Source organism: Bacillus sp. FCW2, assembly GCF_021228595.1.
Classification (GTDB): Bacteria; Bacillota; Bacilli; order Bacillales; family Bacillaceae; genus Bacillus; species Bacillus velezensis.
This window is the reverse complement of the sequence record NZ_CP089436.1, coordinates 1,043,884-1,068,049: the sequence shown is the minus strand read 5'-3', so window position 1 is coordinate 1,068,049 and position 24,166 is coordinate 1,043,884. Positions and strand designations below refer to the sequence as shown.

The window sequence follows — 24,166 nt, the reverse complement described above, 5'->3', positions numbered from 1 at the left end:
TTTTATTCACTTTTAACATATTTCGGGGAAATCAGGAGGGAATTAAAGTCTGAGGATAGCCCGCTTTTTCTTTCCCTAGTAATCCTGCCGCATTGATTTTAGCCCATCATTGTTTTTGCAGCGCTAATATTCTCATAATCGTGTGCATGACGCTGCTTTCCTCATTTGATTTGATGACAAAGTGCGCTGCATCTTTTATTTCGTCAATGGCATTCTTAACCGCAAAGCTGTAGGATGCCGCTTCCATCAATTCTTTGTCATTGCGGCCGTCTCCGAACGCCATTGTTTCATCAGCCGAAACCCCTAATAATCGCTGCAGTTCTTGTACTGTTGTTCCTTTATGTATTCCGATATTTGATATGTCCATCCAGGTATCCTCTGATGCTACGATATATAATTGGTGAAAAAATTCATGCAGCTTTTCTCTCGTTTCCGGACAGTTGGCGTCGGGGTCATGAACCGTAATCTTGATAAAATCGTCCTTTATCTCAGTAAAATCAGTTATTTTCGTTACATGTGCATAAGAGGCATTTACATATTTCATCTCACTTTCAGACAGATTTTCTTTTACGATCGCGCCATTTTTTGTGCATGCGATAATGCTATGCCCGCAGCTGATTTTTTCTAAAGCGCCTATAATTGACAGTCCCGCTTCATTGCTGATCAAAGATTCATATACGAATGTGCCGTTCTTTTTTATACGTGTGGCACTGTCTCCTAAAATCCAAAAATCTTTCGCGTCTTCTCCGAATAAAGCTTCGACCCTTTCACACTGCTTCCCGGTGCAGAGGGCGAAAGCGACATGCTGTTCCTCCATTACTCGTTTTGTCTTTTCAAATAACGTTCTGTCAAAATCGCCTTGATTATTTAAAAATGTGCCGTCTAAATCCGTAATCACTAATTTAATCATCGTTCAGCACCTCCGCAGTTAAAATGTCTTTTTCAGACAAAGGGTTTTTCACATTTGAGGATGGAATCAATCGCATTTAAGACCCCTTCTTCATTGTTTGATTGCGTGATATGCGCGGCAGCCTGTTTAATGCTTTCCTGCGCACTATCCATGGCGATCCCGTATTTCACGGCGGACACCATCTCCAGATCATTGCCGCTGTCTCCGAAGGCCGCGCATTCTTCATCATTTATCCCCCATTGTTTCTGGAGAAGCTTAATCCCGCTTGCTTTATGAAGCCCCGGTATGATCAGATCTATGTCACCATGCCCGCTTGATACAGGCGTGACGAAAGACCCGATGGCGTTTTTCAAATGGCTCAGAAGTACGGAACAATGTTCGGCGGGAAAGCTGATGGAAAATTTAAAAATGTGATCATCGATGTTTTCAAAATGCGGCACCCTTTTTAACACATAATAATACTTACTGGCATGCAGATATTCATCTTCACTGGCATTTTCATGAATATACGCGCTTTTTTTTCCGCAGACAATGACGTTTTTCACCTCATACTGCTCTAAAGCACGGATTACTGCTTTTATAGTGTCTTCAGACATGTTACCCGCGAATAATTCTTCTCCGGCATTCACGACGAAAGCGCCATTCTCGGCAACGAAAGCGATTTCACTTTTGATTTCCGGAAAGAAGGATGTAAGCTGCGCATATTGGTTTCCGCTTGCTGCGGCAAATTTAATTCCCCGCGCTTTTAATTCACGATACTGATTCATAAAACGCTCTTTGTTATATGCCATTTCATCATTCAAAAACGTTCCGTCCATATCAACCGCTATCAGTTTGATACTCATATTGTCCTCCTTTTTTCGGCCGCTTTTGTCAGAGACCCTTGAAGAGATCATGCATAAAGCGTATGAACGAATTATATCCTCAGTTGTTTTGCGCCGTAAATCATTGGCTGACGTCTTGTTTTGAATGACACAAAAAGTGATTTGTCACATCAATATAACACTATGTTTCTTTTAAAAATGATATGTTACGATTAGATGTACATTCACCATTCTCATAAAAAGGAGAATCCCCCTGCATGTTCACACACGAAATGATTGCTTCATTTAACGAGCTTGAAACTTCTTTATACAACTACATCTCCCAAAACAGCGAGAAAGTCGTCTATATGCGAATCCGTGAATTGGCAAATGAAACCCATGTATCGACGGCTTCTATTTTACGTTTCTGCAAAAAAATAAACTGTGAAGGGTTTTCGGAGTTTAAGGTGAAGCTGAAAATGTATACGGAGGCAAATAAAAAAACGATTTTAAAGAGTCCCCATCATTCCGTTGCCGAATTTTTTGAAAGAACAGTAAGCGGAGGCATGGAAGAAAAGCTGAAGGAAGCAGCAGCCCTTGCGGCCGATGCAGAAAGCGTCATTTTTATCGGAGTGGGAAGTTCAGGAATTCTCGCCGAATACGGAGCCAGATATTTTTCGTGCTTAGGGAAACTTTCAATGTATATTAAAGATCCTTACTTTCCGGCCCATTCCCATTTCCGCCATAACAGCATAACAATCGCATTATCGGTTTCAGGTGAAGGAGATTCTACGGTGACTCATCTGAATCAGCTGAAACAAGAAGGCAGCCGGGTCATCAGTATTACAAATCATAAACATTCAACCATTGCCAAAATGTCCGATGTGAATATTTCATATTACGTGACGGAAGAATGGGTTGAAAATGCGAATGTCACCACCCAAATCCCCGCTATGTACATACTTGAATCGATGGCTCGGGAGATATACAAATTGAGAGAATAAGTTCAGGAACGAAAACACTGATACACTGGAAATTTCGGTATTTTTGCAAAAGTGATGAGAAACCCTTCTCTGATGCTAGAGAAGGGTTTTGAGGATCACAGATGAGACACAATACAATTTGCATGGCCGGCCAGTTTATATTCTCCCAAACCGGAAGGCAGGAGAATATGATCTCCTTTTCTAAAGGGATATTCATGCCCGCCTGCAATCATTATTCCGTCTCCTTCGATCACGCTGACAAGAAGGAAGGGCTGATGCTGGAATAGATTTGCTTCACCTTTTACATCCCACTTTTCGACTGAAAAATAAGGACATTCTATTAAAACAGCCGCAAGCAGATCATCTGTTTGTTTATAGTGAACGGTCGGCCGTTCACGGACAGATGGAACGTCTATCACTTCTATACTTTTTTCCAAATGGAGCTCGCGCATCCTGCCGTCCGCATCTTTTCTTCCGTAGTCGTACAATCTGTAAGTCGTATCTGAATTTTGCTGCGTCTCTAAAATAAGTGTGCTCTTTCCAATCGCGTGAACGGTGCCGCTTGGAACAAAGAAGAAATCTCCCGGCTTTACCTTAACTCTGTTCAGGAGCCCGTCCCATTCTCCGTGCTTAATCATGGATATCAGTTCTTCTTTTGTAGTTGCGTTGTGGCCGAAAATGATCTCCGCATCTTTTGCACAATCAATGATATACCAGCATTCGGTTTTTCCAAGTTCTCCGTTTTCATGCATTTTGGCAAAGTCATCATTCGGATGCACCTGAACGGACAGGTCTTGGTCCGCATCCAAAATTTTTGTAAGAAGAGGAAAACGGTCTCCTTCAAGGTTTCCGAATAAATCTCTGTGATGCTCCCACAATTCACCGAGCGTACATCCTTTATACATGCCGTTTCGAACTGTGCTCTGTCCATTTTGATGAGCGGCGAAGGCCCAGCACTCCCCTGTCCGCTCGGACGGAATATTATAGTGAAAATCACGCAGGGCGGCGCCTCCCCAAATTCTTTCTTTGAAAACCGGATTGAAAAATATCGGTTCAGTAGACATGATCATCCCCCGCTTTATTCGATTTCTTCCAGAAGCTCATACGCCTCTTCTTTTGTCTGAACGGAGAGCAGCCTTTCCCGATAGCTGTCATCCATCAGTTTTCGGGATAACATCTGCAATATTTTCAGATGCTGATTTCCGCCGCTTTCCTTCGGTACGGCAATCATAAAAATCAGTTTTGCATCAGAACCATCAAGGCTGTTCCAGTCAACACCCGAACGTCTTATTCCGAATGCGACACCCGGCGTTTTGACGGCTTCAGACTTTCCGTGCGGAATGGCGATATTCATACCTATCGCCGTGGTTCCCTGCTGTTCCCGGCTCAAAATGGCCTGCTTAAATCCGCTGTCAGACAGCAGCATACCTTGACGGGACATTTTCTCGATCATTTCATCGATAATGTCATCCCTCGTTTCGCCGGATAAATGCGGTTCAATCAAGTCCGTACTGATAATGTCAGTCAGTTTTTTGATTTCGGTCATCCCGGCTTTTCGGCTGTCAGCCTGAGATGGTTCCTTTGTTTCTTTTGCCGCTGCAGCTTCATTTGGTGCGGCAGACGGCAGCACCTCGCCGGACGCGGGGGATTTCGCCATATCTTTCTTCAGTACATTAACCAACAGAGCGGTGACAAGAGAGCCTGCTGTTACAGCGATAAAAAACATCAATACATGATCTACTGCTCCAAGTACAGCAACGATGGGGCCGCCGTGTGCCACTCTGTCCCCCACATGGCCGATCATCGCTATCACCGAGCCGGTCATAGAACCCGCCATAATACTCGGGATCACTCGAAGGGGGTCTTGGGCCGCAAATGGAATGGCTCCTTCCGTGATACCGAAAAGGCCCATCGTAAATGATGCTTTTCCCATTTCTCTTTCTGCGGCGGCGAATTTTCTTTTTCCTAAAAACGTCGCAATCCCAAGCCCTATCGGCGGTATACAAATGGAAACGGCAATCGGGCCCATAATTTCATAATTTCCTTCTCCGATCATTGCCGATCCGAAAAGAAAGGCCACCTTGTTTACGGGTCCTCCCATATCAAAGGAGATCATCGCTCCTAAAATCAATGCCAGGAGAATTGAGCTCGAACCTTTCATTCCCGCAAGCCAAACCGTTAATGTTGCGAAAATATGAGCGACGGGGGCGCCGATCAGAAATACAAACGCCAAACCGACGATCAGTGAGGCAAACACCGGAATAATAATGATCGGCATAATCGGCTGTATTGCTTTAGGAACTTTACATTTTTTGATTCCAAGCGCCGCATATCCCGCCAAAAATCCCGCAATGATTCCTCCAAGAAATCCTGCGCCGCTTGCACTGTCGTAAAAGCTGCCGGATGCCGCAATATATCCGCCGATCATTCCGGGGACAAGACCCGGCTTATCAGCGATGCTGAACGCGATGTACCCGGCTAAAATCGGGATCATGAATGAAAAAGAAGCACTGCCGATCTGTTCAATCGTTTTCCAAAAAGACTCGTCCGGAATGACTAACCCCTTTGGTGTTTTTTCTCCTCCAAGCGTCAATGCAACCGCTATCAATAATCCGCCGACGACAATGAAAGGAACCATAAAAGAAACGCCGTTCATTAAATGACGGTAAATCGGGTTTTGTTTTTTGCCCTGCTGACTTGCGGATTCAGCTTTTGAAGCAGATTGATAGACCGGCACTTCACCGCTAAGCGCTTTTTGAATTAATTCTTCCGGTTTGCGGATGCCTTCCTGAACCCCGACAGCCAGCAGCTTTTTTCCCGCGAATCGGTCTTTGTTCACCGAACGGTCCGCCGCGATAATGATTGCGTCTGCTTCCCGGATTTCCTCTTCGGTCAGCCTATTTTCCACCCCGATTCCGCCCTGGGTTTCCACTTTGATCTCAACGCCTAATCTGCCGGCTGCTTTTTGTAAATTTTCAGCAGCCATATACGTATGGGCAATGCCGTTCGGACATGATGTAATCGCTAACAGTTTCATATAAATCCTCCTTTGCAGTCTGAATTTCAAGATCTTGTCTCAACTTTATACTGAAATCAGCCTGTGATAAGCGCGTTTTTTTACCATAAGTTCCGGAAATAACGGCATTTTTCCCTATAAACAGAAAAAAAGCAGGGAGCCATTCCCTGCTTTTAATAGTTTAAATACGATAAAAACGTCATCACATTTTTTTCTTCCGTCAGTTTTTGAATAAATGCCGGCTGCTCGCTAAGATAGGAAAGCTCACTGAATAATTGCTTTACCTTGTTTTGATCTTCGTGTTTGACGGCAAGCATAAAAACGAGCGACACCTTTTCTGTCCCCCATTCAATCGGCTCTTTTAAGGTGGCGATTGCAATGGCTGATTGTTTGATATATTTAGAGTTCGCGTGAGGGATAGCAATACCCGCCCCGATATTTGTCGCCGACATTTTTTCTCTCATTACTGCATGAATGCCATACTCTTTTTCTACATAGCCTTTTTCATACAAAGCCTGCGCCAGCTTTTCAATAACCTGATAACGGTGCTCTGTCTCTTGCTGTAAAAAAACGAGAAACGGAGTCGTATCGTTCAGCATTTTAAACGTTTTTTGCTCCCGGCGGTGTGATGTATCAAGCTGTTGCATAAATGCGCTGAGCTTCTTTTCATCAGCAGACTCCAAAAGCGGAGATACGACAATATGAGGGATCGTTACATTTCCAAGCCCTATCGTAGAAATGACGAAATCTATATCTTTATGCTTTTTGATATACTCTGTCAGCTCCGCTTTTGCGATACATTCTTTTACCGTAATGTGATGAAATTTGCGTTCAATTTTATTCCGCAGCAATTGCGACATGCCAATGCCCATATGGCAGACGATGATCGTCCTTTTAGGGTTATGACTGCTTCGGCGCAGCCGTTCGATCGCTGCCTGAAAATGCAGCGTCAAATAGGCCGCCTCTTCTTCAGGAATACAGAGATCAAATGTTTGATTGATGTCTTCTAAAACGTCAATGATAAGATGAAACAAATAAGGGTACATTTTTTTGATGTCGTGAAGCATGGGGTTTGAAACAGAGAGATCATAGCTCAGCCGCTTCAACACCGGATCGAGATGAATGTTCAATCCGTTGATCAGTTCCTGGTCTTTATGAAAATCCAGCGTTTGCAGTTCTGAAACACGATTGATCAAATGCCTGACGACTTTGGAAAGCTCAGAATCTTCAAGATCAAGCTTCTTTTCTTGCTGCGATGGATAGCGGACTTTCCCGCCTATAATATGTAAAGTTAAATAGACGGCTTCTTCCTCAGGAAACCGGATGGCAAATACCGGCTCAAGCCGTTTTAAACAAGCCAGTGTCCATTCATATTCTTTCTTCTTTTTTACCGCGTCCAGCTGTCTTGCAGAAATGGCGACCGGCTGTTTCATTTTGATACGGCGGATCGTCAGCAATGTATGCAGCAGCAAACTTTCAAATGTTTCATCCGTAAAATAGATAGAATGGTTTTTTTGTAATAACTTGATTTCTTTTCTCACAAAGTCCGCTTCATGACTTAAAAACTTACTTTTTATAAATTGGCTTGTAAATTCCGCATTATCAATCAAATCTGAAATTCGCGCCAATGCTTTTCTTTTGTTTTTTTCGTCCCCTTCAACCTTTAAACCGAGCCGCTGTTTAGATACCAGCGTGAGATCAAATCGCTTCAGCCACTCTTCAACCGCACTTACATCCTTTTTAATGGAAGCTCTGTTTACAAAATGCTGTGCGGCAATTTCTTTTGCGGAAACGGGCTTTGAATTCATTAATAAATCATAAGCGATGTGAAGTATTCTTTCTTCATCGGTCTTGTGCCTGCATGTAAAGTGCTCATTATAAATTTGCCGGCTTAACCGTGACCTTTCCTGTTCAGATATATGTAAATAGATGCCTAATCCCGGTTTGCGGATCAGCTGAGCTTGAGCATGTTCATTCAGGAAATCTTCAATCGTTTTCAAATCATTCCTGATCGTTTTTTCAGAACAGCGGACCCTGTCTGCGAAATCTTGCACAACTAAGTAGTCATCAGGTTCAGATAACAACAGATACAAAATCTTTTTCTGCCTTGAATTCATGTATTTCATCTGTTTTTCTATCCTTCCTGTCCATTTCTGCTGAAGCAATTGTGATAGGTTAAATATACTGCACATACGAAACCGTTTTCATTTTATAGTGAAACAAAAGAGTAAAAAGTTTTGTTTTTTACCGCAGGTTCCGGAAAAATCATGTTTTATACAGAGCTATTCACATGACAATAAAACACCAACCGTTTTTAAACGATTGGTGTCGGCAGCGAAAACCTGCTGTTACAGCCAAAATGTTTCGCCAAGCGCTAATGCTTTCAGGTTTTCAGGAGGTAATGCAAGCCGGTCCCACTCGCCGTGCAGTCTGCTTAATGCTTCCGGGCCTGTATCATCAGCAAGCCGGAATGCCCCGTAATGCATGGGAATGAAGCTGTCAGCCTTCAGCTCCAAAAACGCTTTCACGGCGTCTTCCGGATTGATATGTGACACTTGCATAAACCATTCCGGTTCGTATGCTCCGATCGGCATCAGAGCCGCCTTAATACGAAACCTCTCTCCGATTTCTTTAAAGCCTTCAAAATAGCCTGTATCTCCTGCAAAATAGATGGACTCGCCGTTTTCGCTTTCTATGACCCAGCCTCCCCAATGAGAGGTATCGGTATCCCAAAGCGTTCTCCGTGTCCAGTGCTGGGCCGGAACAAATGATATATTCACCCCCCGTACCTCAAAACGATCCCACCAATTCATTTCATGGACCTTTTTGCGGCCTTTTTTGTTGAACAGCTTTTTCAGTCCCGCAGGCACGTAAAAATCCGGGTTTCCTCTCAGTTTTTTTATACTCGGAAAATCAAGATGGTCATAATGCCCATGTGAAATGAGCACGGCATCAATGTCAGGCAGTTCGCTCAATTCATATCCCGGCTCTGTCAGCCGTTTTTGAAAACCCATCCGCCGCGCCCATACAGGGTCGGTCATTATGTTAAGCCCCTGTATTTGGATCAGAAATGAAGAATGGCCGATCCATGTTATGGCGGTTTCCGTCCGATTGAAGGCAACATCACGGACATCCCTTGTGACCGCTTTCGGAATGTTCTCGCTTAAGTCTTTACTTTTCTCTCTTCGTTCTTTCATCCATTTCAACACGTCCCTGAATCCTTGTTCATTCTTCACGCCATTCAAGTTTTCATATCTTTTTTTCATTATCATTCTCCCTTGACACGTGTATTCCATTAGATTCATCGGACATTTATACAATGTCTGTAAATACCGCCCCGCTTGCTTCGGCTAAATCTTGAGGCGCTGCTTTCAGCTGCATTCCGATTTTCCCCGCACTGACGATCATAAACTCCAGTGTTTCAGCGGATCTATCAATAAAAGTCGGAAACCTTTTTTTCATGCCGATCGGAGAGCAGCCGCCGCGCATATAGCCGGTCACTCCTAAAAGGTCCTTCATGGCAATCATTTCTATTTTCTTCTCACCTGCCGCCTTCGCAGCCTTTTTCAGATTCAGTTCTTTTGCAACGGGAACGGCAAAGACGTAATAACGATCAGTTCCTGCAGATGCCACTAAGGTTTTATAAACATATTCGGCAGCGTATCCGATTTTTTGTGAAACGGAAAGACCGTCTGCGGGCTGTCCCCCTTCTGTTTTGTAACCTAATAGCTCATAGGGAATGTTTTGCTGCTCAATGATACGGACAGCATTTGTTTTCACTGTTTTTTTCGCCATGGTTTTCCTCCGTTTTCTGTATTTCTATCTGCTTTATTTTCAACTTCGATTTTAATAAAATGACCGCTCAGTTGCGTGCTTTGTAATACTCAAGTGCAAACTGTTTAAAACGCTCAGCAGCGGGAGAGAGAGCATGGTTTTTCAGCTGGGCTAACGCTATGGTGCGTTCGCATTGGTAATCTGCAACCGGAAGAAAAACGACCGGAAAGTATGAATGCTCCGCGGTTTTCGGTAGCACTGCAGCCCCCAGACCCGCGGCGGTCAGCCCTAATATGGTTGACACTTCCTCTCCTTCAAATGCGAGATGCGGGTGTATATTCAAATCCCGGCACATCAGATCAAACATATACCTCAGTCCGTATCCCGGTTTAAATCCGACAAAATCCTCGTCCTGCATCTCTTTCATTTGAATGCTTTTATTTCCTGCAAGCGGGTGGTTCTCAGGTAGCACCGCATAAAGAGGCTCTTTCTCCAGCACTGTCCATTGTAAAAGCTCGCTGGGAAGCGGCGGGGAGCTGAGACAGATATCCGCATCTCCCGTTTCCACCATTTTGCGAAGCGTTTCATTTGCGCCTTGATAAAGCCGGAAGGTCACGTTTGGGTATAGCTTTTTAAATTCGGCAATCAGCTGAGGCATTAAACGCAGCCCGAGCGTATGAAGAAAAGATACAGATATTTCGCCGTGTTCCAGGCTCATATTCTTTTTCACTTGTTCAACGCCTTCATTTAAAGCTCGTCTCGCTTGTTTTGCTTTTATTAAGAACTGCTCTCCGTGCCTTGTCAGCCGGACTGCTTTTGTCTCTCTGTAAAATAACGGCGCGCCTAATTCTTCTTCGAGCCTGATAATCGATCGGCTTAATGCCGGCTGAGAAATCATTCTTTCTTTTGCCGCATTTGTGAAATGCTGATGAGTTGCCGCCGCAATGAAGTTGTCAATTTGATGAAGCTCCATTTTCTCCTTCTCCCCTTTCTTCATAACCTTTACGCATTAATTCTATAGTTATTATAAATTAGACACATTGAAATGAAAAGCGTACGATACATATATAACCAACAGTGAGAAAAGAGGGACATTCATGACGTTTATTCAGCCTCATACAAAGGCTTACAGAAAGGCCAGCTTGGCTCTGTTTATCAGCGGCTTTGTGACCTTCGCCACGCTTTACACGACACAGCCGCTTATGCCTTTGTTTTCGGAAGAGTTTCATATTTCCGCTGCGGCTGCCAGTTTAACTTTATCCATCTCAACAGCCGTTTTGGCATTTTCATTATTGGCCGCCGCTTCGTTGTCTGACGGATTCGGCAGAAAAAAATTAATGGTGCTGTCGTTAACAGCTACATCTGTTTTAGGTCTATTAACAGCGTTCAGTCCGGCTTTTCCGGCGCTTTTGGCGATGAGGGCGCTGCTCGGTATTTTCCTGGCAGGCGTTCCGGCTGTCGCTATGACATATGTAGGCGAGGAGTTTGATCCGCAGGGCCTCGGGAAAATGATGGGCTTGTATATCAGCGGCACAAGCATCGGGGGAATGAGCGGCAGGCTGTTAACGGGGCTTCTGACCGATGTATTCGGCTGGCGGCCGGCGCTTGCCATCATCGGCATTCTTTCTATTGTATTAAGCTATTTGTTTTGGCGTTTTCTTCCGGCTCCGCGCCATTCATCTCAGCGGCATGCGGGCGTAAAAGCGGCATGTAAGGAATACGGAGCGGTTCTGCACCGCAAACGGCTGCTTTTGTTAATATCTCTGGGATTTATATTAATGGGGAGTTTTGTGACATTATATAATTATATCGGCTTTCATTTAATGGCGGCTCCTTATCATTTGTCGCAGACTGTGATCGGTTTTATTTTTATTGTCTATCTCGCGGGAACGTTCAGCTCTGTCTATATGGGGAAAAAAGCAGATCTTTTCGGAAGCGCAAAAATGATTAAGATTGCGATTTTTGTTATGCTTGCCGGCGCAGCGGTGACACTTTTGCCCCAGCTTGCGCTTAAAATCGCGGGGATTGCCGTCTTTACCTTCGGCTTTTTCGGCGCGCATTCGATCGCAAGCGCCTGGGTCGGCCGCGCAGCCGGTGATCAGCGCGCGCAAGCCTCTTCATTATATCTGCTTGCATACTATATCGGTTCAAGCGTGGCAGGGTCTTGCGGCGGTTTCTTTTGGACGCATTTTCATTGGATCGGTATCATTTCATTTATTTCGGTTTTGCTATTAGTGTCTTATCCGGTTTTATTTCTGGCGGAATTCAGAAAAAAGGGACATAGCCGCCTGCATGTAAATCAATAAAAACATTAAAGATTTGTGTCTTTTGTCCGATACTAAAGTTAAGGCCGGCACGATACTCCCTATAACTATTCCTTTTGATTCAGTAGATTTCAAATATCGTGCCGGCTTTCTTCAATTAAAAAACATTCTTCAGTTGTCTCACTCTTCTGTTACATACCTGCCCAAACATCTTTCGCATATCTTCCTTCCGCCTGCAGCTGTTCAAGCCAATTCAAGGAAACTTTTGAATCAGTGTTATGCACCTTTTCATACGCCTGAAGCAGTACATTTTCTACGGCCGGAGCCATTTTGCTTCCGTCGCCGCATATATAGAGATGGCCGCCTTGGTCAAGGAGAGCAATAATCTGCGCAGCCTCGCGAAGCAGGACATCCTGTACGTAAACTTTACAGTCCTGATCTAATCTGGAATACGCCCGATGCACGGTGACAAGGCCGTTTTTCTCCGCATCGTCGAATTCATCTTTGTACAGATCGTCTTCTTCAGGATGCCGGCAGCCGAAGTATAAATGAGCTTCGCCCAGGCTGTTACCGGACATTTTTTCGGCAGCCCGCGCCTGGATAAATCCCCTGAACGGCGCAATTCCTGTGCCTGCTCCGACCATAATGAGAGGCGTTTTCGGATTTTCAGGCAATGCGAAACCCGACTGAGGCGAGCGGATGAAACAGACGGCAGGATCGCCATTCTGTAATCCGGCTAAATAGTTCGAAGCCACGCCCCGGTATTCCCCACGGCCGCTCCATGCCGGAGCCGTCACAACGCCGACCGTGATACTGAGCTCCCCGCTGGCTGCCTTCGGTGAGCTTGAGATTGAATAATAGCGCGCCTTTAAGGATGGCAGAAGTTCTAAAAAGCGCTCAAACGGCAGTTCACATGCAGGATAATCTTCCAACAGGTCCAGCATGGTCATTCGTTTTTTCAGCACGTTTTCTTTATATGCCGCATCATCAGAATAAAGATGCTCCAATTCTTTTTGGTGCGGCGGGCACACGGTATGTGCGGCAAGTTCGCGAAGCTGGGCTCTCGTTGCCGGCTCCTGCAGCTCTACATAGGACGCCAAAAGCTCCGGCGCATTAACCGGCCGGTCCATCGGCAGATGAGGCAGCTGCCGGCCCTTGATCTTAAAGTGCTGGTTCGGATCAAGACCGAATCGGCGAATGACACGGCTGATCAGTTCCCCGCTGTTTTGCGGAAGCACCCCGAGATGATCTCCTTCCTGATACGTTTCTGTTTCGGGGAGACGCAGCTCAATATGCCGGACTGAGCGCTTGCTGCTTTCGGTATGAAGCTCTTTGTTCGTGATGACCTCCGCCTCAAATGCTTTGTACGTTTTGGCAATCGGCGTCTCGGCTGCTTCACTCACGTATTCGATTGATAACTGTGATTTGTTTGTCTGTTTTGGAGCGGCCTCTATATGAAAAGCCTTCATGATGTCCTTCCAGAATGAGTCTTCCCAGGCTTCCTGACTGTACTCAAAATCATCGGCATTGTCGCCCTCCCCGATAGAGGTCAGCCGTTTTGCCCCTTTTTCTTCAAGCACTTTGTCTATCAGGCGGGGGATCCTCTGGTAAGTGGCGGCCCAGTTGCGGTCTCCGCAGCCGAAGACGGCGTAAGAAACACCCTTTAATTCCTGATCTTCAAGGGTTTCCATCCATTTCACAAAACCCGCCGCATTATCAGGCGGCGCCCCGTTATAAGAAGCCGTAACAATAACGACCGCGCCTTTTACAGGCAGTTTCCCGGCATAATCATCGAGCGGTCCGGTTTCAGTTGAAAATCCTTTGCTTCTTCCGATATCAGCCAGCTCTTCCGCGATTCCTTCCGCAGTTCCTAAATTTGATCCGTAAAGAATGAGAAGCGGCGTTCCGTGGGACGGGATTTCTTTCATTTCTTCTTTGTGACCGCTGCCTTCAGCTTTATGGTTTTGTGCGGACTGCTGATTGGACACGTCCTTGTTTTTCACACGGATTTTAAAATCACCGGGCTTAATGGTTAGAGCTTCTTTAATCGTAAGCTCATAATCAGTATGATCAATCAGTTCAAAGTGTTTCAGGACAAGGCCGAGCACCATTGTCGCTTCCTGCAGGGCAAACTGCATCCCGATGCATGCGCGCTGTCCGTTTCCGAACGGCTTATACGCATCTGCCGGAATGGCCGCGGGATCGCTGAACCTTTCCGGGCGGAATGACTCGGCATCTTCTCCCCACGCACTTTTATCCCGGTGCAGCTGCGGAGTCAGAATCGTCACCGGCTGTCCCTTCGCAATCGGATATTTCCCGCCGAGAACCGTATCTTCCTTCGCGTACAGAGAAAATGCCGGGGCAGTCGGATACAGCCGCAAAGTCTCGTTTAGCACCATGCGGATATATGTCAGCTGCTGAATCTGCTTATATTCAGGTGTCTCTCCCGTCAGCACCCGCTCGGCTTCCTGAACGGCTTTTTTCAATTTATCTTTATTTTTCAGCAGGCAATATATCGCAAAAGAAAGCAACCCGCTTGTGGTTTCATGCCCCGCGATCAAAAAGGTAATGATTTGATAACGGATATTTTCATCATCCAGCCTTTCCCCCGTTACAGGGTCTTTCGCTTCAAGCATCAATGCTAAAAGGTCAGACAGATTTTCATCCGGATTTTCCCTCCGCTCAGCGATGATCCGGTCTACAAGCGAATTCATCTCTTCAATATCCTGCTGGAACTGATGTCTCGTTTTGATCATCAGCTTGTCCTGCAGGCTGTGTCTTTGCGCTTGGCGCATGGCCTCCTGCAGCGCACGAAGCATACTTGTGATAAAAGAATGCTGTGTGTCGCGGTAAAAGCTGTTAAAGCGGTAATGAAATCCGCACAGGCCGATTGTATCCAGCGTCAGGCGCGTCATATCTTCGGCGACGTCAATTTCTTCATTCGGATTTAATCTGCTCCACTTCTGCACGAGCTGCATGGCAATATCCAGCATCATTGAATGATAGCCTTTCATCGCCTTCTGGCTGAAGCTCGGCAATAAAATCCGATGCGCTTTCTGCCAGTTCTTTTCGTGAGTCCAGCTCGTAAATAGTCCGTCACCGCCAAATTCACGGACTTTCAGCAGAGCTTTGCTGAGATTTTTGTCAAATCGCTTTTCATCACAGACTTCTGCGGCGAGCTCGCGGCCTGATACGAAGACCCCGACAGAGCTCGGAAATTCAAAACGAAAGATCGGGCCGTATTCTTCGGCAATTTTCCAAAGCGATTGTGACAGTTTTTCTTTTTCCAAGTGAGGGAGATTTTTGAGAGGCCCGTATGTTTTCGGCTGCGGTATAGCGCTTAGCTGTTTCATATCGATCTTCCTTCCTTCGGCGTATAATTAATGAGTTCTGATGGCATCCCAAGAACATTGTTCCAATTCTTTCAGAAACGGTTTTGTTATTTCGACGCTTCCCGTCCGGACAAGCTGATAGAGTTTGAGATATGCCCCGAGCAGCAGCGCCATCAGCACATTGGACGGCAGATTGCGGAGCACACCTTCAGACTTGCCGCGCTGAAAAAAGACGTCAAGCATCTGTGTTATTTCATCAAGAAGCTTACGGCTCGTTTCATTCAGAAAGTAGGCGTCCTTATTCGTTTCAAGAAAAAACAATGCATACTCACTTTCCTTCGTAAAATCAATCAGACAATAAAACAGATGATGAAACCCTTCTCTTACAGATATCCCCTGAAAGTCCGTTTTGACTTTTTTCATAAAACGCTGCGCACTTTCCTGATACAGTACGTTCACAAGTGTCTCTTTACTGTCAAAGTAACGGTAAATTGTGCCGGTTCCGACATCGGCCTGAGCGGCAATCATCGGAATCGTCGTTGCGTCAAATCCTCTATCTGTAAACAAAGTAAGCGACGCTTTCATAATGAGTTCAACCTTGTTTGAAGCTGTCATTTCATCCCCCTTTCTAAACACGGAATGAATATTCATTCCGTTTGTTCAAAATATTTAAAATGTACGGTCATCTGATTACCATTGTATAAGAAAAAAACTTTTTTTTATATAAAATAGATGTAAAATAACCAAAAATAAGGAAATATGCCCAATTTCACAAAAAGAGCTGCAGTGACTTAAGCAGCTCTTTTTATTTCCCAAGAAATATTCTATTTAATGGCAGTAATAAAATGGAATGAATCTCTGCTGACAACTGAAATGTCTCTGAAATGCTGATCATAGAGCACCTCAATCACATCCTTTTCACTCATCCGCGAAGGTTTCAAAACCATATAGAAACACCCGTCAATTTGAAGAACGCGGTACACTTCTTTACATGCTGTCCGGTAATCGCTGACTGTTTCCGCAGTATGTAAAGAGAAGACTTTATGAAAGCTGCGGTCGCGGAACGGTATGCTTTCCGGCCTTCCCTGCTGAATGTTTCCGAGCCCGGCTTTTATAACCGAACGGTTTGCGCGCTGTGTTTTCCGTATTTTACGTTTCGATGTTTCTATGCTTTTAAGACTGCCCTTTTCAAGCTGTCCGATGATTTGTTTAAACATTGAGCCGTTTCCGGTCCCGATTTCCAAAATGCGGTCGTATTCCTGTATGTCCATCAAGATTTGCTGAATGACTGACTCTGCCGGTTCTGATGCAGCAAAGTATTTCGCGCGCATTCGTTTTAATGCTGAAGATGTATGTTGCAACATTGTATAACACCCGCTTTTCCATTCCTGTGATTTATTATTCAGAAATAATATTACCTCGTATTAGTATGAGGTACTAACTAGACGCACTTCTCTTCATGAACGTTTCGATTTATTTGAAATTTATATTTGTTTTCATAAAAAAAAGACGGAAAACGTAGGTTTTCCGCCTGCTCTAGTACCAATAATACGGTGCTATATATCTTGTCTGCCGGGAAAGCACCGCCATTCTCTGCCGGCGGTACGGGTTGCCGTAGCCGTGTTTAAATGAATGGGGCATTGACGCATACCCGTGCCCGATGGATGGAATTCTGTTCTGACCGCCCTGCATGCTATCACCCGCTAACCAATTTTTCTTTCTTTACCATGGTATGCAGGCCGTCTGCGACGTGACAGCAACATCCTCGCTAAACCTGGTCCTTCTCCATTGTGTAATGATTCAGCAGTTCAATTCTGAACATGATGATCTCCTCCTTCTCCTCCGTTTTGGCCCTTCGTGTCCGTTAGTTCATATAAAAATGTTTCAGCTGGCGTTCTTTCGCTTCATTATAAAACTCTTCGACCTGCTGTTCTCGTTCATACTCTTCCGCACTTTTAAAACGCTTTGAAATGGTCAGTGTTAAAAAGAAAAGATTAATGGTCATTATCGCTCACCCCCTTTCAATATCCGCACAAGCGAAAATAACCCGCAGCAAAGTTCATATGCGCTGCGGGCAGACTAAATCCGCAGACAAAAGAAGACGGTGCTTCTTTCCCTGCGGGGAGCTGCGAATGTCCTGATACTCCGAAATTAACGTGCTTGACGGGCAGAGGTTAAGGAAGGACACGAACTCTTCCACAGGCTGAATCGGTTCAATTGTAGATTTTGATTGCCGTTTAACGTCGTCATGTGATTCAACCTCCCTTTGCTTTTTTCTTACTTTGTAAGTATATCCATCAACTTCCATTTTGTAAACATTTTTTTCAAGATTTGGACGGAAAATGTGCTGGCATTCCGCTTCAATTGTCCGTGTTTTCCGGCATCTTTCTTACCTCAGGAAACTCTTTTCATCCCTTGCTTTTTCTGATCTTTTTTTGAATATGCAATAAAATAAATAAGGCCGACAAACACTGCCCCGCCGATGACATTCCCGATAAAGGCCGGAATGAGATTGCCAATCAGATCACCCCACGAAAAAGAACCTGCAAAAATCGCAGCCGGGATGATAAACATATTGGCTACAACGTGCTGAAAACCAATTGCGACAAACGCCATAATCGGAAACCATATACCCGCGATTTTTCCGGCTCCGTCTTCTGCGCCGAAAGAAAGCCAGACGGCCAAACAGACAAGCCAGTTACAGCCGATCGCCGAAACAATAACTTTTCCAAACGGCATATCCAATTTGCCTTGTGCGACCGCAATCGTTTTTTCCAAGTAAGGTCCTGTTTCGGTTAATCCGACAACATGTCCGAAAAAGTAAGCGACAAACAGTGCGCCGACAAGATTCATCAACGTCACGATCACCCAATTTTTCACTAATGCACCGGCGGATATTCTTCTGGAAAACAGCGCCATGGATACCGACATCATATTTCCCGTAATCAGCTCCGCGCCGGCAAGAACGACGAGCACCAATCCGATGGGAAACACGGACGCCCCGATTAAACTCGACAGGCTTCCCCATTCTTTCGGAAGGTCGCCGATGACACGGATATCAAGCAAATAACCGAGTGCGATAAACGCTCCTCCCAAAAATCCTAATACAATCAGTGCTGAAAGCGGTGAATGCACCTTTTTTACCCCTGATTCGACCGCAAGCTCCGCTATTTCGTCCGGTTTACGAAAAGCCATAATAACCCCTCCATTTAACAATTCAGCCCGCAGTTTCCAAAGACGCCTAACAAAAAAGGCAGCATTCAACTAACCCGTCTGAAAAAACGAGGGTTTGAATGCTGCCTAACTTGTATGCATACCCATACACCAATATCAAGCAGAATGAAAATATGCGGTATAGAATATGTACAGATCATGCACACATTCCATAAAAAATCGTCCTTAGGCCACTGCCGGCAGTTCATATCATATCAAATGTGACAATTTCGTGTCAATTGAATATTGTCAGCTTTTGATTTCTTCTTTATGCTCTTCAATTGAGCGGTCAAAGACAAACACCGATACAGCAATATTTTCCTCTATTTTTATATCTGAAAACAGATGCACCAGCTTTGCTCCGATGAGCTCTTCCATTCCGTCAGGCGTTTGTTTTGAATACAGTTCCTGAATTAAGCTGGTCCGCGCCGCATGAACCATTTCTCTTCCTTCAGGCGTGCGTGCGATAAACTGCTCACTTGCGCTTAGATTGCCGTAAAGTGTAGATACCGCCATGTTATCCACAAAAACGGTGTGAATTCGTTCAGGCCCCTTTCCAAATAATTCTTTGCGCAATTTCCGGATAATATCGTTAAATTCATGAATTTTTTTAGACATATTGTCCCCTCCGATTTTAGCCTATGAAAGACATTCCCGGTTCCCCTTTGTGACATTTCACCTGGTTAAAGTTTTCCTTTCGTATTGTATTATAATAAATATCACCTTATAATAAAAGCAGTGAAGATGGATTTGTAATAGGAAACGTGTTACGAGTCTATCGTTTTATACAAATAGGATTGGTCTGTTAGTAAGACTTGCTAGTGAACTATTCCGCCATGCGTATTTATACCGTTCTCCGGACAGGAGGCCGGTATCTATGTGCATGGCTTTTTTTCGAGTTTAAAAGATGGAGGGGAATTGGAAGTGACAGACGTTCAGTCTATCCGTGTCAAAATTGACGGCACGGAGTATGAAGCACCAGAGGGGTCTAAGATTTTAGATATTTTAAACCAAAACGGAATTGAGATTCCGCAAATATGCCATGTACCGGAAGTGGATCCGATTCAAACATGTGACACCTGTATTGTTGAAGTAAACGGGAAATTGCAGCGCTCTTGTTCCACGGCTGCAGAAAACGGGATGTCCATCTCGCTTACGTCGGGAAGGGTAAAAGAGGCTCAGACAGAGGCCATGGACCGCCTGCTCGAGAATCACCTGCTTTACTGTACGGTATGCGATAACAACAACGGCAACTGCACACTGCATAATACAGCGGAAATGATGGGAATTGAGCATCAGAAATATCCGTATACGCCGAAAGATGATTCAAAGTGCGCGGTTGATATGTCTCACCCGTTTTACCGCTATGATCCGAACCAATGCATCGCCTGCGGCCAATGTGTGGAAGTGTGTCAAAACCTTCAGGTGAATGAGACTCTTTCAATTGATTGGGAGCGCGACCGCCCGCGGGTCATTTGGGATGAAGGCGTCGCCATTAATGAATCTTCCTGCGTCAGCTGCGGCCAGTGTGTCACTGTCTGCCCTTGTAACGCACTGATGGAAAAATCAATGCTCGGCCAAGCCGGATTTATGACAGGAATAAAAGAAGATGTCATGGAACCGATGATTGATTTAGTGAAAAATGTTGAACCCGACTATACAAGCATCTTCGCCGTGTCAGAAGTGGAAGCGGCTATGCGCGATAAACGGACGAAAAAAACAAAAACAGTCTGCACGTTCTGCGGCGTCGGATGCTCTTTTGAAGTATGGACAAAAGGCCGTGACATCCTTAAAATTCAGCCTGTTTCCGATGCTCCGGTTAACGCGATTTCCACTTGTGTGAAAGGGAAATTCGGCTGGGACTTCGTGAATTCGGAAGAACGGATTACAAAACCGCTCATCCGGAAAAACGGCGCATTTGTTGAATCGTCATGGGAAGAAGCCCTTGACCTTGTCGCTTCAAGACTCGGTTCGATCAAGGCCGAACACGGAAATGGTTCTGTCGGTTTTATTTCTTCTTCTAAAATTACGAATGAAGACAACTACGTCATTCAAAAATTGGCACGCCAAGTATTTGAAACCAACAACGTGGATAACTGTTCACGCTACTGCCAGTCACCGGCAACGGACGGCTTATTCCGCACCGTCGGTATGGGCGGAGACGCCGGCACAATTAAAGATATCGCAAAAGCGGGCCTCGTGCTCATCGTCGGCGCCAATCCGGCGGAAGGACATCCGGTTCTGGCCACACGCGTGAAGCGCGCCCATAAGCTGCACGGCCAAAAACTGATTGTTGCCGATCTGCGCAGAAATGAAATGGCTGAACGGTCCGACCTCTTTATCAGCCCGAAACAAGGGACTGACCAGGTCTGGCTCATGGCAGTAACGAAATATATGATTGACCAAGGCTGGCACGATCAGGCGTTTATTGATGAAAATGTCAACTACTTTGATGATTATAAAGAAACGCTGGAAAAATACACATTGGAATATGCGGAGCGCATCACCGGACTTTCTCAGGATACGATCATCCGCATTGCCGAAATGATTCGTGATGCAGACGGCACTTGTGTTCTTTGGGGCATGGGCGTAACCCAGAATACAGGCGGCTCTGATACATCAGCGGCGATTTCCAACCTGCTGCTTGCCACAGGAAACTACCGCCGTCCGGGCGCCGGAGCCTATCCGCTGCGGGGACATAACAACGTTCAAGGCGCTTGCGATATGGGAACTCTTCCAGGCTGGCTTCCGGGATATCAGCATATTACAGATGATGCGGCACGCGCTAAATTCGAAAAAGCTTACGGTGTTGAAATTGACGGCAAGCCGGGTCTTGATAATATCGAAATGCTCCATGCGATTGAAGAAGGAAACATGAAAGCCATGTATCTCGTCGGTGAAGATATGGCGCTCGTCGATTCAAACGCCAACCATGTTCATGACATTTTATCCAGCCTTGATTTCTTTGTTGTACAGGATATTTTCCTTTCAAGAACGGCGCAATACGCGGATGTCATCCTGCCTGCGGTTCCATCTCTTGAAAAAGACGGAACATTTACAAACACAGAGCGTCGTGTGCAAAGATTGTATCAGGCGCTTCCGACACTCGGCGATGCAAAACCCGACTGGTGGATTATTCAGGAAGTCGCCAATCGTTTAGGCGCTGATTGGAATTACACGCATCCTAGCGACATTTTCTCAGAAATGGCGAGCCTTTCTCCGCTGTTCGGAAAAGCAAGCTACGACGTTCTTAGCGGCTGGAACAGCTTCCTGTGGGGAAGCTTTACGGGAGAAAGCACTCCGCTTCTTTATGAAGACGGCTTTAACTTCCCGGACAAAAAAGCCCGCTTTGCGCTGAGCGATTGGGTGGAGCCTGCTGTATTCCCTGAAGAATATGACCTGCATATTAACAACGGACGGATGCTTGAACATTTCCACGAAGGAAACATGACAAACAAGTCAAAAGGCATTCAGTCTAAAGTTCCGGATGTATTTGTTGAAGTATCGCCGGAGCTCGCGGCTGAACGCGGAATTTGCGACGGAACAATGATCCGGCTCGTCTCTCCTTTTGGGGCGGTTAAATTGAACGCGCTTGTGACAGACCGCGTCCGCGCAAATGAGCTTTATCTGCCGATGAACTCTACAGATAAAGATTCTGCGATTAATTTCCTGACCGGGCCTGCGTATGATTCACGGACACATACACCTGCCTATAAGCAGACAAAAGTCCGCATGGAAGTGCTCGGTTCCTGTGATACTCCGCCGCTTCCGAAAACGAATCCGCGGAACAAAAAACGTCATCCGCAAAACGGTGTGGAAGCTCAGCGAAAATGGAACCGTCCGGGCTATGTGCACTTAACTGATTAAGGAAAGGAGGAAACATTATGGCAAGCCCAATTACTGAAATTCAAAAAGAAACGAAAACAGAGGAACAGCTGAAAGCTGAAAAACTGGAAGAGCTGAAGACGCTTCTCGCAGAAAATGAAGAAGCCGTCGCGAAAACGATGTCCATCATGGCAGAGCTGAATAGCTTGGGCATTTTTGATGCCGCCGGCTATATGCTCCAGGCAAAAGAGGAGATTGCCAAAATCGCACTCGGACAGATTTCCCGGGAACCTGTCACCAATCTCCTGAATACGATGATGGCCGCGGGAGGCGCGCTGTCAAAAGCTGATCCCGAATTTATGGGCAGACTTTTAGAAAGCGCCATGGCCGGGACGGATCAGGCGCAAAGATTTTTAAAAGAGGACAGGAAAGTCAGTATGTTTGAACTGATGAAAGCCGTCGGTGATCCTGATATTAACCGCGCGCTCGGCTTCGGGCTGCAGTTTTTAAAAGGAATGGGAAAAGAATTACGCGAAACCCCGTCTGAATAAGAAACGAAAAAGCCATTGTCAAAAGACAATGGCTTTTTTTATTCATCGGCCTCTTCCAGCCTCTTTTTATAAATAAGTGAACGGTCAACGCAGAAATAAGCGCCCGCTAAAAATACACAATCCGTTACAAACATCAGCATTTTCTGGCCCGCAGTCAGCCCTTGTCCGGGAAGAACCGCGCCGATATAAATGAAGGTGCTGACTGCAAGCAGAATAAATGCGTAATGCTTAAAATCTTCTATTAATGATTTCAGTCTTTTCTTCTCCATATAAGGTCACCTGCCAGTTTTATAGTCTACCAACATTATAATACAAGCTGACAGCCGACAGAGAATGTAAATCTATCCATTCTTTATAAAAGTGAATCAAGCGCCTGTTTCACATCCGCCGTTAAATCCTCAGTATCCTCAATACCGACTGAGATCCGCACGAGCCCGTCGGTAATGCCAAGCGCAAGCCGGCGGTCGCGCGGGATCGAAGCGTGCGTCATTCTGGACGGCACGGAGATTAAGCTTTCAACCGCTCCTAAACTTTCCGCGATCGTAAACAGGTTCAATTTTTCTAAAAACGCGTCGACGCGTTCGCTGCTGCCGACATCAAAGGAAATCATTCCGCCGAAACCGGAGCTTTGCGCTTTTGTCAGCTCATGGCCCGGATGTTTCGCTGATCCCGGATAGTAGAGCGTCTGAACGGCATCATGCGCTTCAAGCAGCCCGGCGATTTTTCCGGCGCTGTGATTGATGGCATCCATTCTGAGCCCCAGCGTTTTAATCCCTCTCATCAAAAGCCATGAATCCTGCGGTCCTAAAACGCCGCCCGTTGAGTTTTGCACGTAATGAAGCTTTTCGCCCAGTTCTTTATCAGCCGTGACGACTAAGCCGCCGACGACATCGCTGTGGCCGCCGAGATATTTCGTCGCGCTGTGAAGCACGAGATCCGCGCCGAAGCTGAGCGGCTGCTGGAAATACGGCGTGTAAAACGTATTATCGACGATAAGCAATACGCCCGCTTCTTTTGCGATGTCAGACATCAGTTTGAGGTCAGTCACTTTCAATAGCGGATTTGTCGGTGTTTCGATATAAATGGCTTTCGTATTCGGGCGAATGGCCTTTTTGACTTTTTCTTCATTGCTCGTATCAACAAAGTCCGCTTCAATGCCGAAGCGGTTCAGCACACCTGTCATCACCCGGTAAGTGCCGCCGTATACATCATCCGTCAAAATAACATGATCGCCGCTGTCAAACAGCATCATGACGGCAGTAATCGCAGCCATGCCTGAGCCGAACGCATATCCCGCCGCGCCGCCTTCAAGCTCCGCAATTAAGCTTTCAAGCGCCGTCCGCGTCGGATTGGCCGTTCTTGAATATTCATAACCCGTGTGCTCGCCCGCTTTCGGCTGCCGGTACGTGCTTACTTGATAAATCGGTACGGAAACCGCTCCTGTTTTTTCATCTCCCGTAATTCCTCCGTGCACCATCAGCGTTTTTTTCTTCAT

The 24,166-nt window shown here is 45.7% G+C and carries 21 protein-coding genes; 4 read left to right on the top strand and 17 right to left on the bottom strand.

The window, feature by feature from the left end; translation table 11 throughout:
• Positions 1–106: 106 nt before the first annotated feature.
• Together K3G25_RS05345 and K3G25_RS05340 are read right to left on the bottom strand one after the other, a co-directional pair.
• The gene (locus K3G25_RS05345; RefSeq protein ID WP_014418447.1) at positions 107–910 is read right to left on the bottom strand and encodes an HAD-IIB family hydrolase; all 804 of its coding nucleotides are present in this window, start codon (positions 908–910) and stop codon (positions 107–109) included.
• Between the two features lie 32 nt (positions 911–942).
• Positions 943–1,755, bottom strand: coding sequence for a Cof-type HAD-IIB family hydrolase (locus K3G25_RS05340; RefSeq protein WP_173613464.1), 813 nt, complete (start codon positions 1,753–1,755; stop codon positions 943–945).
• 236 nt (positions 1,756–1,991) lie between these two features.
• Between K3G25_RS05340 and K3G25_RS05335 the strand changes: the two genes are divergently transcribed.
• Positions 1,992–2,717 carry a MurR/RpiR family transcriptional regulator gene (locus K3G25_RS05335; protein WP_007612737.1) on the top strand — a complete coding sequence of 242 codons (726 nt, stop codon included), beginning with the start codon at positions 1,992–1,994 and terminating at the stop codon, positions 2,715–2,717.
• 95 nt (positions 2,718–2,812) lie between these two features.
• Here the strand turns inward: K3G25_RS05335 and manA are convergent, their stop codons facing one another.
• The 6 genes from manA to K3G25_RS05305 form a co-directional block, all read right to left on the bottom strand.
• Positions 2,813–3,760 (bottom strand): mannose-6-phosphate isomerase, class I, encoded by a 948-nt coding sequence (manA, locus tag K3G25_RS05330; RefSeq protein WP_232489618.1) that lies wholly within the window; start codon positions 3,758–3,760, stop codon positions 2,813–2,815.
• Positions 3,761–3,774: 14 nt separating this feature from the next.
• Entirely contained in the window at positions 3,775–5,733 is a 1,959-nt protein-coding gene (locus tag K3G25_RS05325) for a fructose-specific PTS transporter subunit EIIC (protein ID WP_173613463.1), read from the bottom strand.
• 152 nt (positions 5,734–5,885) lie between these two features.
• Positions 5,886–7,838: a mannose transport/utilization transcriptional regulator ManR gene (locus K3G25_RS05320; RefSeq protein ID WP_232489617.1), complete on the bottom strand. Its 1,953-nt coding sequence runs from the start codon at positions 7,836–7,838 to the stop codon at positions 5,886–5,888.
• 222 nt (positions 7,839–8,060) lie between these two features.
• Positions 8,061–8,978, bottom strand: coding sequence for an MBL fold metallo-hydrolase (locus tag K3G25_RS05315; RefSeq protein WP_232489616.1), 918 nt, complete (start codon positions 8,976–8,978; stop codon positions 8,061–8,063).
• Positions 8,979–9,024: 46 nt separating this feature from the next.
• Positions 9,025–9,507, bottom strand: coding sequence for a Cys-tRNA(Pro) deacylase (ybaK, locus tag K3G25_RS05310; RefSeq protein ID WP_014418453.1), 483 nt, complete (start codon positions 9,505–9,507; stop codon positions 9,025–9,027).
• Between the two features lie 67 nt (positions 9,508–9,574).
• Complete coding sequence (locus tag K3G25_RS05305; protein ID WP_007408231.1) at positions 9,575–10,459, bottom strand: LysR family transcriptional regulator; 885 nt, start codon at positions 10,457–10,459, stop codon at positions 9,575–9,577.
• Positions 10,460–10,583: 124 nt separating this feature from the next.
• Here K3G25_RS05305 and K3G25_RS05300 point away from each other — a divergent pair, with 124 nt between their 5' ends.
• Complete coding sequence (locus K3G25_RS05300) at positions 10,584–11,792, top strand: MFS transporter (RefSeq protein WP_014418454.1); 1,209 nt, start codon at positions 10,584–10,586, stop codon at positions 11,790–11,792.
• 149 nt (positions 11,793–11,941) lie between these two features.
• Here K3G25_RS05300 and K3G25_RS05295 read toward each other — a convergent pair whose 3' ends face one another.
• From K3G25_RS05295 to K3G25_RS05265, 7 genes are all read right to left on the bottom strand, one after another.
• A complete protein-coding gene (locus K3G25_RS05295; protein ID WP_014418455.1) occupies positions 11,942–15,103 on the bottom strand; it encodes a bifunctional cytochrome P450/NADPH--P450 reductase in 3,162 nt (1,053 codons plus the stop codon).
• 27 nt (positions 15,104–15,130) lie between these two features.
• A complete protein-coding gene (locus K3G25_RS05290; protein ID WP_014418456.1) occupies positions 15,131–15,697 on the bottom strand; it encodes a TetR/AcrR family transcriptional regulator in 567 nt (188 codons plus the stop codon).
• Between the two features lie 209 nt (positions 15,698–15,906).
• A complete protein-coding gene (locus K3G25_RS05285) occupies positions 15,907–16,446 on the bottom strand; it encodes a class I SAM-dependent methyltransferase (protein ID WP_007408228.1) in 540 nt (179 codons plus the stop codon).
• A 172-nt stretch (positions 16,447–16,618) separates the two neighbouring features.
• Positions 16,619–16,774 (bottom strand): hypothetical protein, encoded by a 156-nt coding sequence (locus K3G25_RS05280; RefSeq protein WP_021494367.1) that lies wholly within the window; start codon positions 16,772–16,774, stop codon positions 16,619–16,621.
• 172 nt (positions 16,775–16,946) lie between these two features.
• Positions 16,947–17,087 (bottom strand): YrzI family small protein, encoded by a 141-nt coding sequence (locus K3G25_RS05275; protein ID WP_003152787.1) that lies wholly within the window; start codon positions 17,085–17,087, stop codon positions 16,947–16,949.
• Between the two features lie 389 nt (positions 17,088–17,476).
• Complete coding sequence (locus K3G25_RS05270; RefSeq protein ID WP_007408225.1) at positions 17,477–18,277, bottom strand: formate/nitrite transporter family protein; 801 nt, start codon at positions 18,275–18,277, stop codon at positions 17,477–17,479.
• A 267-nt stretch (positions 18,278–18,544) separates the two neighbouring features.
• Positions 18,545–18,913 (bottom strand): Na-translocating system protein MpsC family protein, encoded by a 369-nt coding sequence (locus K3G25_RS05265; protein ID WP_007408224.1) that lies wholly within the window; start codon positions 18,911–18,913, stop codon positions 18,545–18,547.
• Positions 18,914–19,219: 306 nt separating this feature from the next.
• Between K3G25_RS05265 and fdhF the strand changes: the two genes are divergently transcribed.
• Positions 19,220–22,162 carry a formate dehydrogenase subunit alpha gene (fdhF, locus tag K3G25_RS05260; RefSeq protein WP_087920802.1) on the top strand — a complete coding sequence of 981 codons (2,943 nt, stop codon included), beginning with the start codon at positions 19,220–19,222 and terminating at the stop codon, positions 22,160–22,162.
• Positions 22,163–22,179: 17 nt separating this feature from the next.
• The gene (locus K3G25_RS05255; RefSeq protein WP_007612765.1) at positions 22,180–22,671 is read left to right on the top strand and encodes a helical membrane plugin domain-containing protein; all 492 of its coding nucleotides are present in this window, start codon (positions 22,180–22,182) and stop codon (positions 22,669–22,671) included.
• A gap of 38 nt (positions 22,672–22,709) precedes the next feature.
• Here K3G25_RS05255 and K3G25_RS05250 read toward each other — a convergent pair whose 3' ends face one another.
• Positions 22,710–22,940, bottom strand: a complete 231-nt coding sequence (locus K3G25_RS05250) for a YrhC family protein (protein ID WP_012118061.1) — start codon at positions 22,938–22,940, stop codon at positions 22,710–22,712.
• An 83-nt stretch (positions 22,941–23,023) separates the two neighbouring features.
• On the bottom strand, positions 23,024–24,166 hold the full coding sequence (locus K3G25_RS05245; RefSeq protein ID WP_021494369.1) for a bifunctional cystathionine gamma-lyase/homocysteine desulfhydrase: 1,143 nt from the start codon (positions 24,164–24,166) through the stop codon (positions 23,024–23,026).

Bases quoted from the DNA above. Each gene is read 5' to 3' on its own strand.
- K3G25_RS05345 (WP_014418447.1), bottom strand. From the start codon at position 910: ATGATTAAATTAGTGATTACGGATTTAGACGGCACATTTTTAAATAAT.
- K3G25_RS05340 (WP_173613464.1), bottom strand. From the start codon at position 1,755: ATGAGTATCAAACTGATAGCGGTTGATATGGACGGAACGTTTTTGAAT.
- K3G25_RS05335 (WP_007612737.1), top strand. From the start codon at position 1,992: ATGTTCACACACGAAATGATTGCTTCATTTAACGAGCTTGAAACTTCT.
- manA (WP_232489618.1), bottom strand. From the start codon at position 3,760: ATGTCTACTGAACCGATATTTTTCAATCCGGTTTTCAAAGAAAGAATT.
- K3G25_RS05325 (WP_173613463.1), bottom strand. From the start codon at position 5,733: ATGAAACTGTTAGCGATTACATCATGTCCGAACGGCATTGCCCATACG.
- K3G25_RS05320 (WP_232489617.1), bottom strand. From the start codon at position 7,838: ATGAAATACATGAATTCAAGGCAGAAAAAGATTTTGTATCTGTTGTTA.
- K3G25_RS05315 (WP_232489616.1), bottom strand. From the start codon at position 8,978: ATGAAAAAAAGATATGAAAACTTGAATGGCGTGAAGAATGAACAAGGA.
- ybaK (WP_014418453.1), bottom strand. From the start codon at position 9,507: ATGGCGAAAAAAACAGTGAAAACAAATGCTGTCCGTATCATTGAGCAG.
- K3G25_RS05305 (WP_007408231.1), bottom strand. From the start codon at position 10,459: ATGGAGCTTCATCAAATTGACAACTTCATTGCGGCGGCAACTCATCAG.
- K3G25_RS05300 (WP_014418454.1), top strand. From the start codon at position 10,584: ATGACGTTTATTCAGCCTCATACAAAGGCTTACAGAAAGGCCAGCTTG.
- K3G25_RS05295 (WP_014418455.1), bottom strand. From the start codon at position 15,103: ATGAAACAGCTAAGCGCTATACCGCAGCCGAAAACATACGGGCCTCTC.
- K3G25_RS05290 (WP_014418456.1), bottom strand. From the start codon at position 15,697: ATGACAGCTTCAAACAAGGTTGAACTCATTATGAAAGCGTCGCTTACT.
- K3G25_RS05285 (WP_007408228.1), bottom strand. From the start codon at position 16,446: ATGTTGCAACATACATCTTCAGCATTAAAACGAATGCGCGCGAAATAC.
- K3G25_RS05280 (WP_021494367.1), bottom strand. From the start codon at position 16,774: ATGCAGGGCGGTCAGAACAGAATTCCATCCATCGGGCACGGGTATGCG.
- K3G25_RS05275 (WP_003152787.1), bottom strand. From the start codon at position 17,087: ATGACCATTAATCTTTTCTTTTTAACACTGACCATTTCAAAGCGTTTT.
- K3G25_RS05270 (WP_007408225.1), bottom strand. From the start codon at position 18,277: ATGGCTTTTCGTAAACCGGACGAAATAGCGGAGCTTGCGGTCGAATCA.
- K3G25_RS05265 (WP_007408224.1), bottom strand. From the start codon at position 18,913: ATGTCTAAAAAAATTCATGAATTTAACGATATTATCCGGAAATTGCGC.
- K3G25_RS05255 (WP_007612765.1), top strand. From the start codon at position 22,180: ATGGCAAGCCCAATTACTGAAATTCAAAAAGAAACGAAAACAGAGGAA.
- K3G25_RS05250 (WP_012118061.1), bottom strand. From the start codon at position 22,940: ATGGAGAAGAAAAGACTGAAATCATTAATAGAAGATTTTAAGCATTAC.
- K3G25_RS05245 (WP_021494369.1), bottom strand. From the start codon at position 24,166: ATGAAGAAAAAAACGCTGATGGTGCACGGAGGAATTACGGGAGATGAA.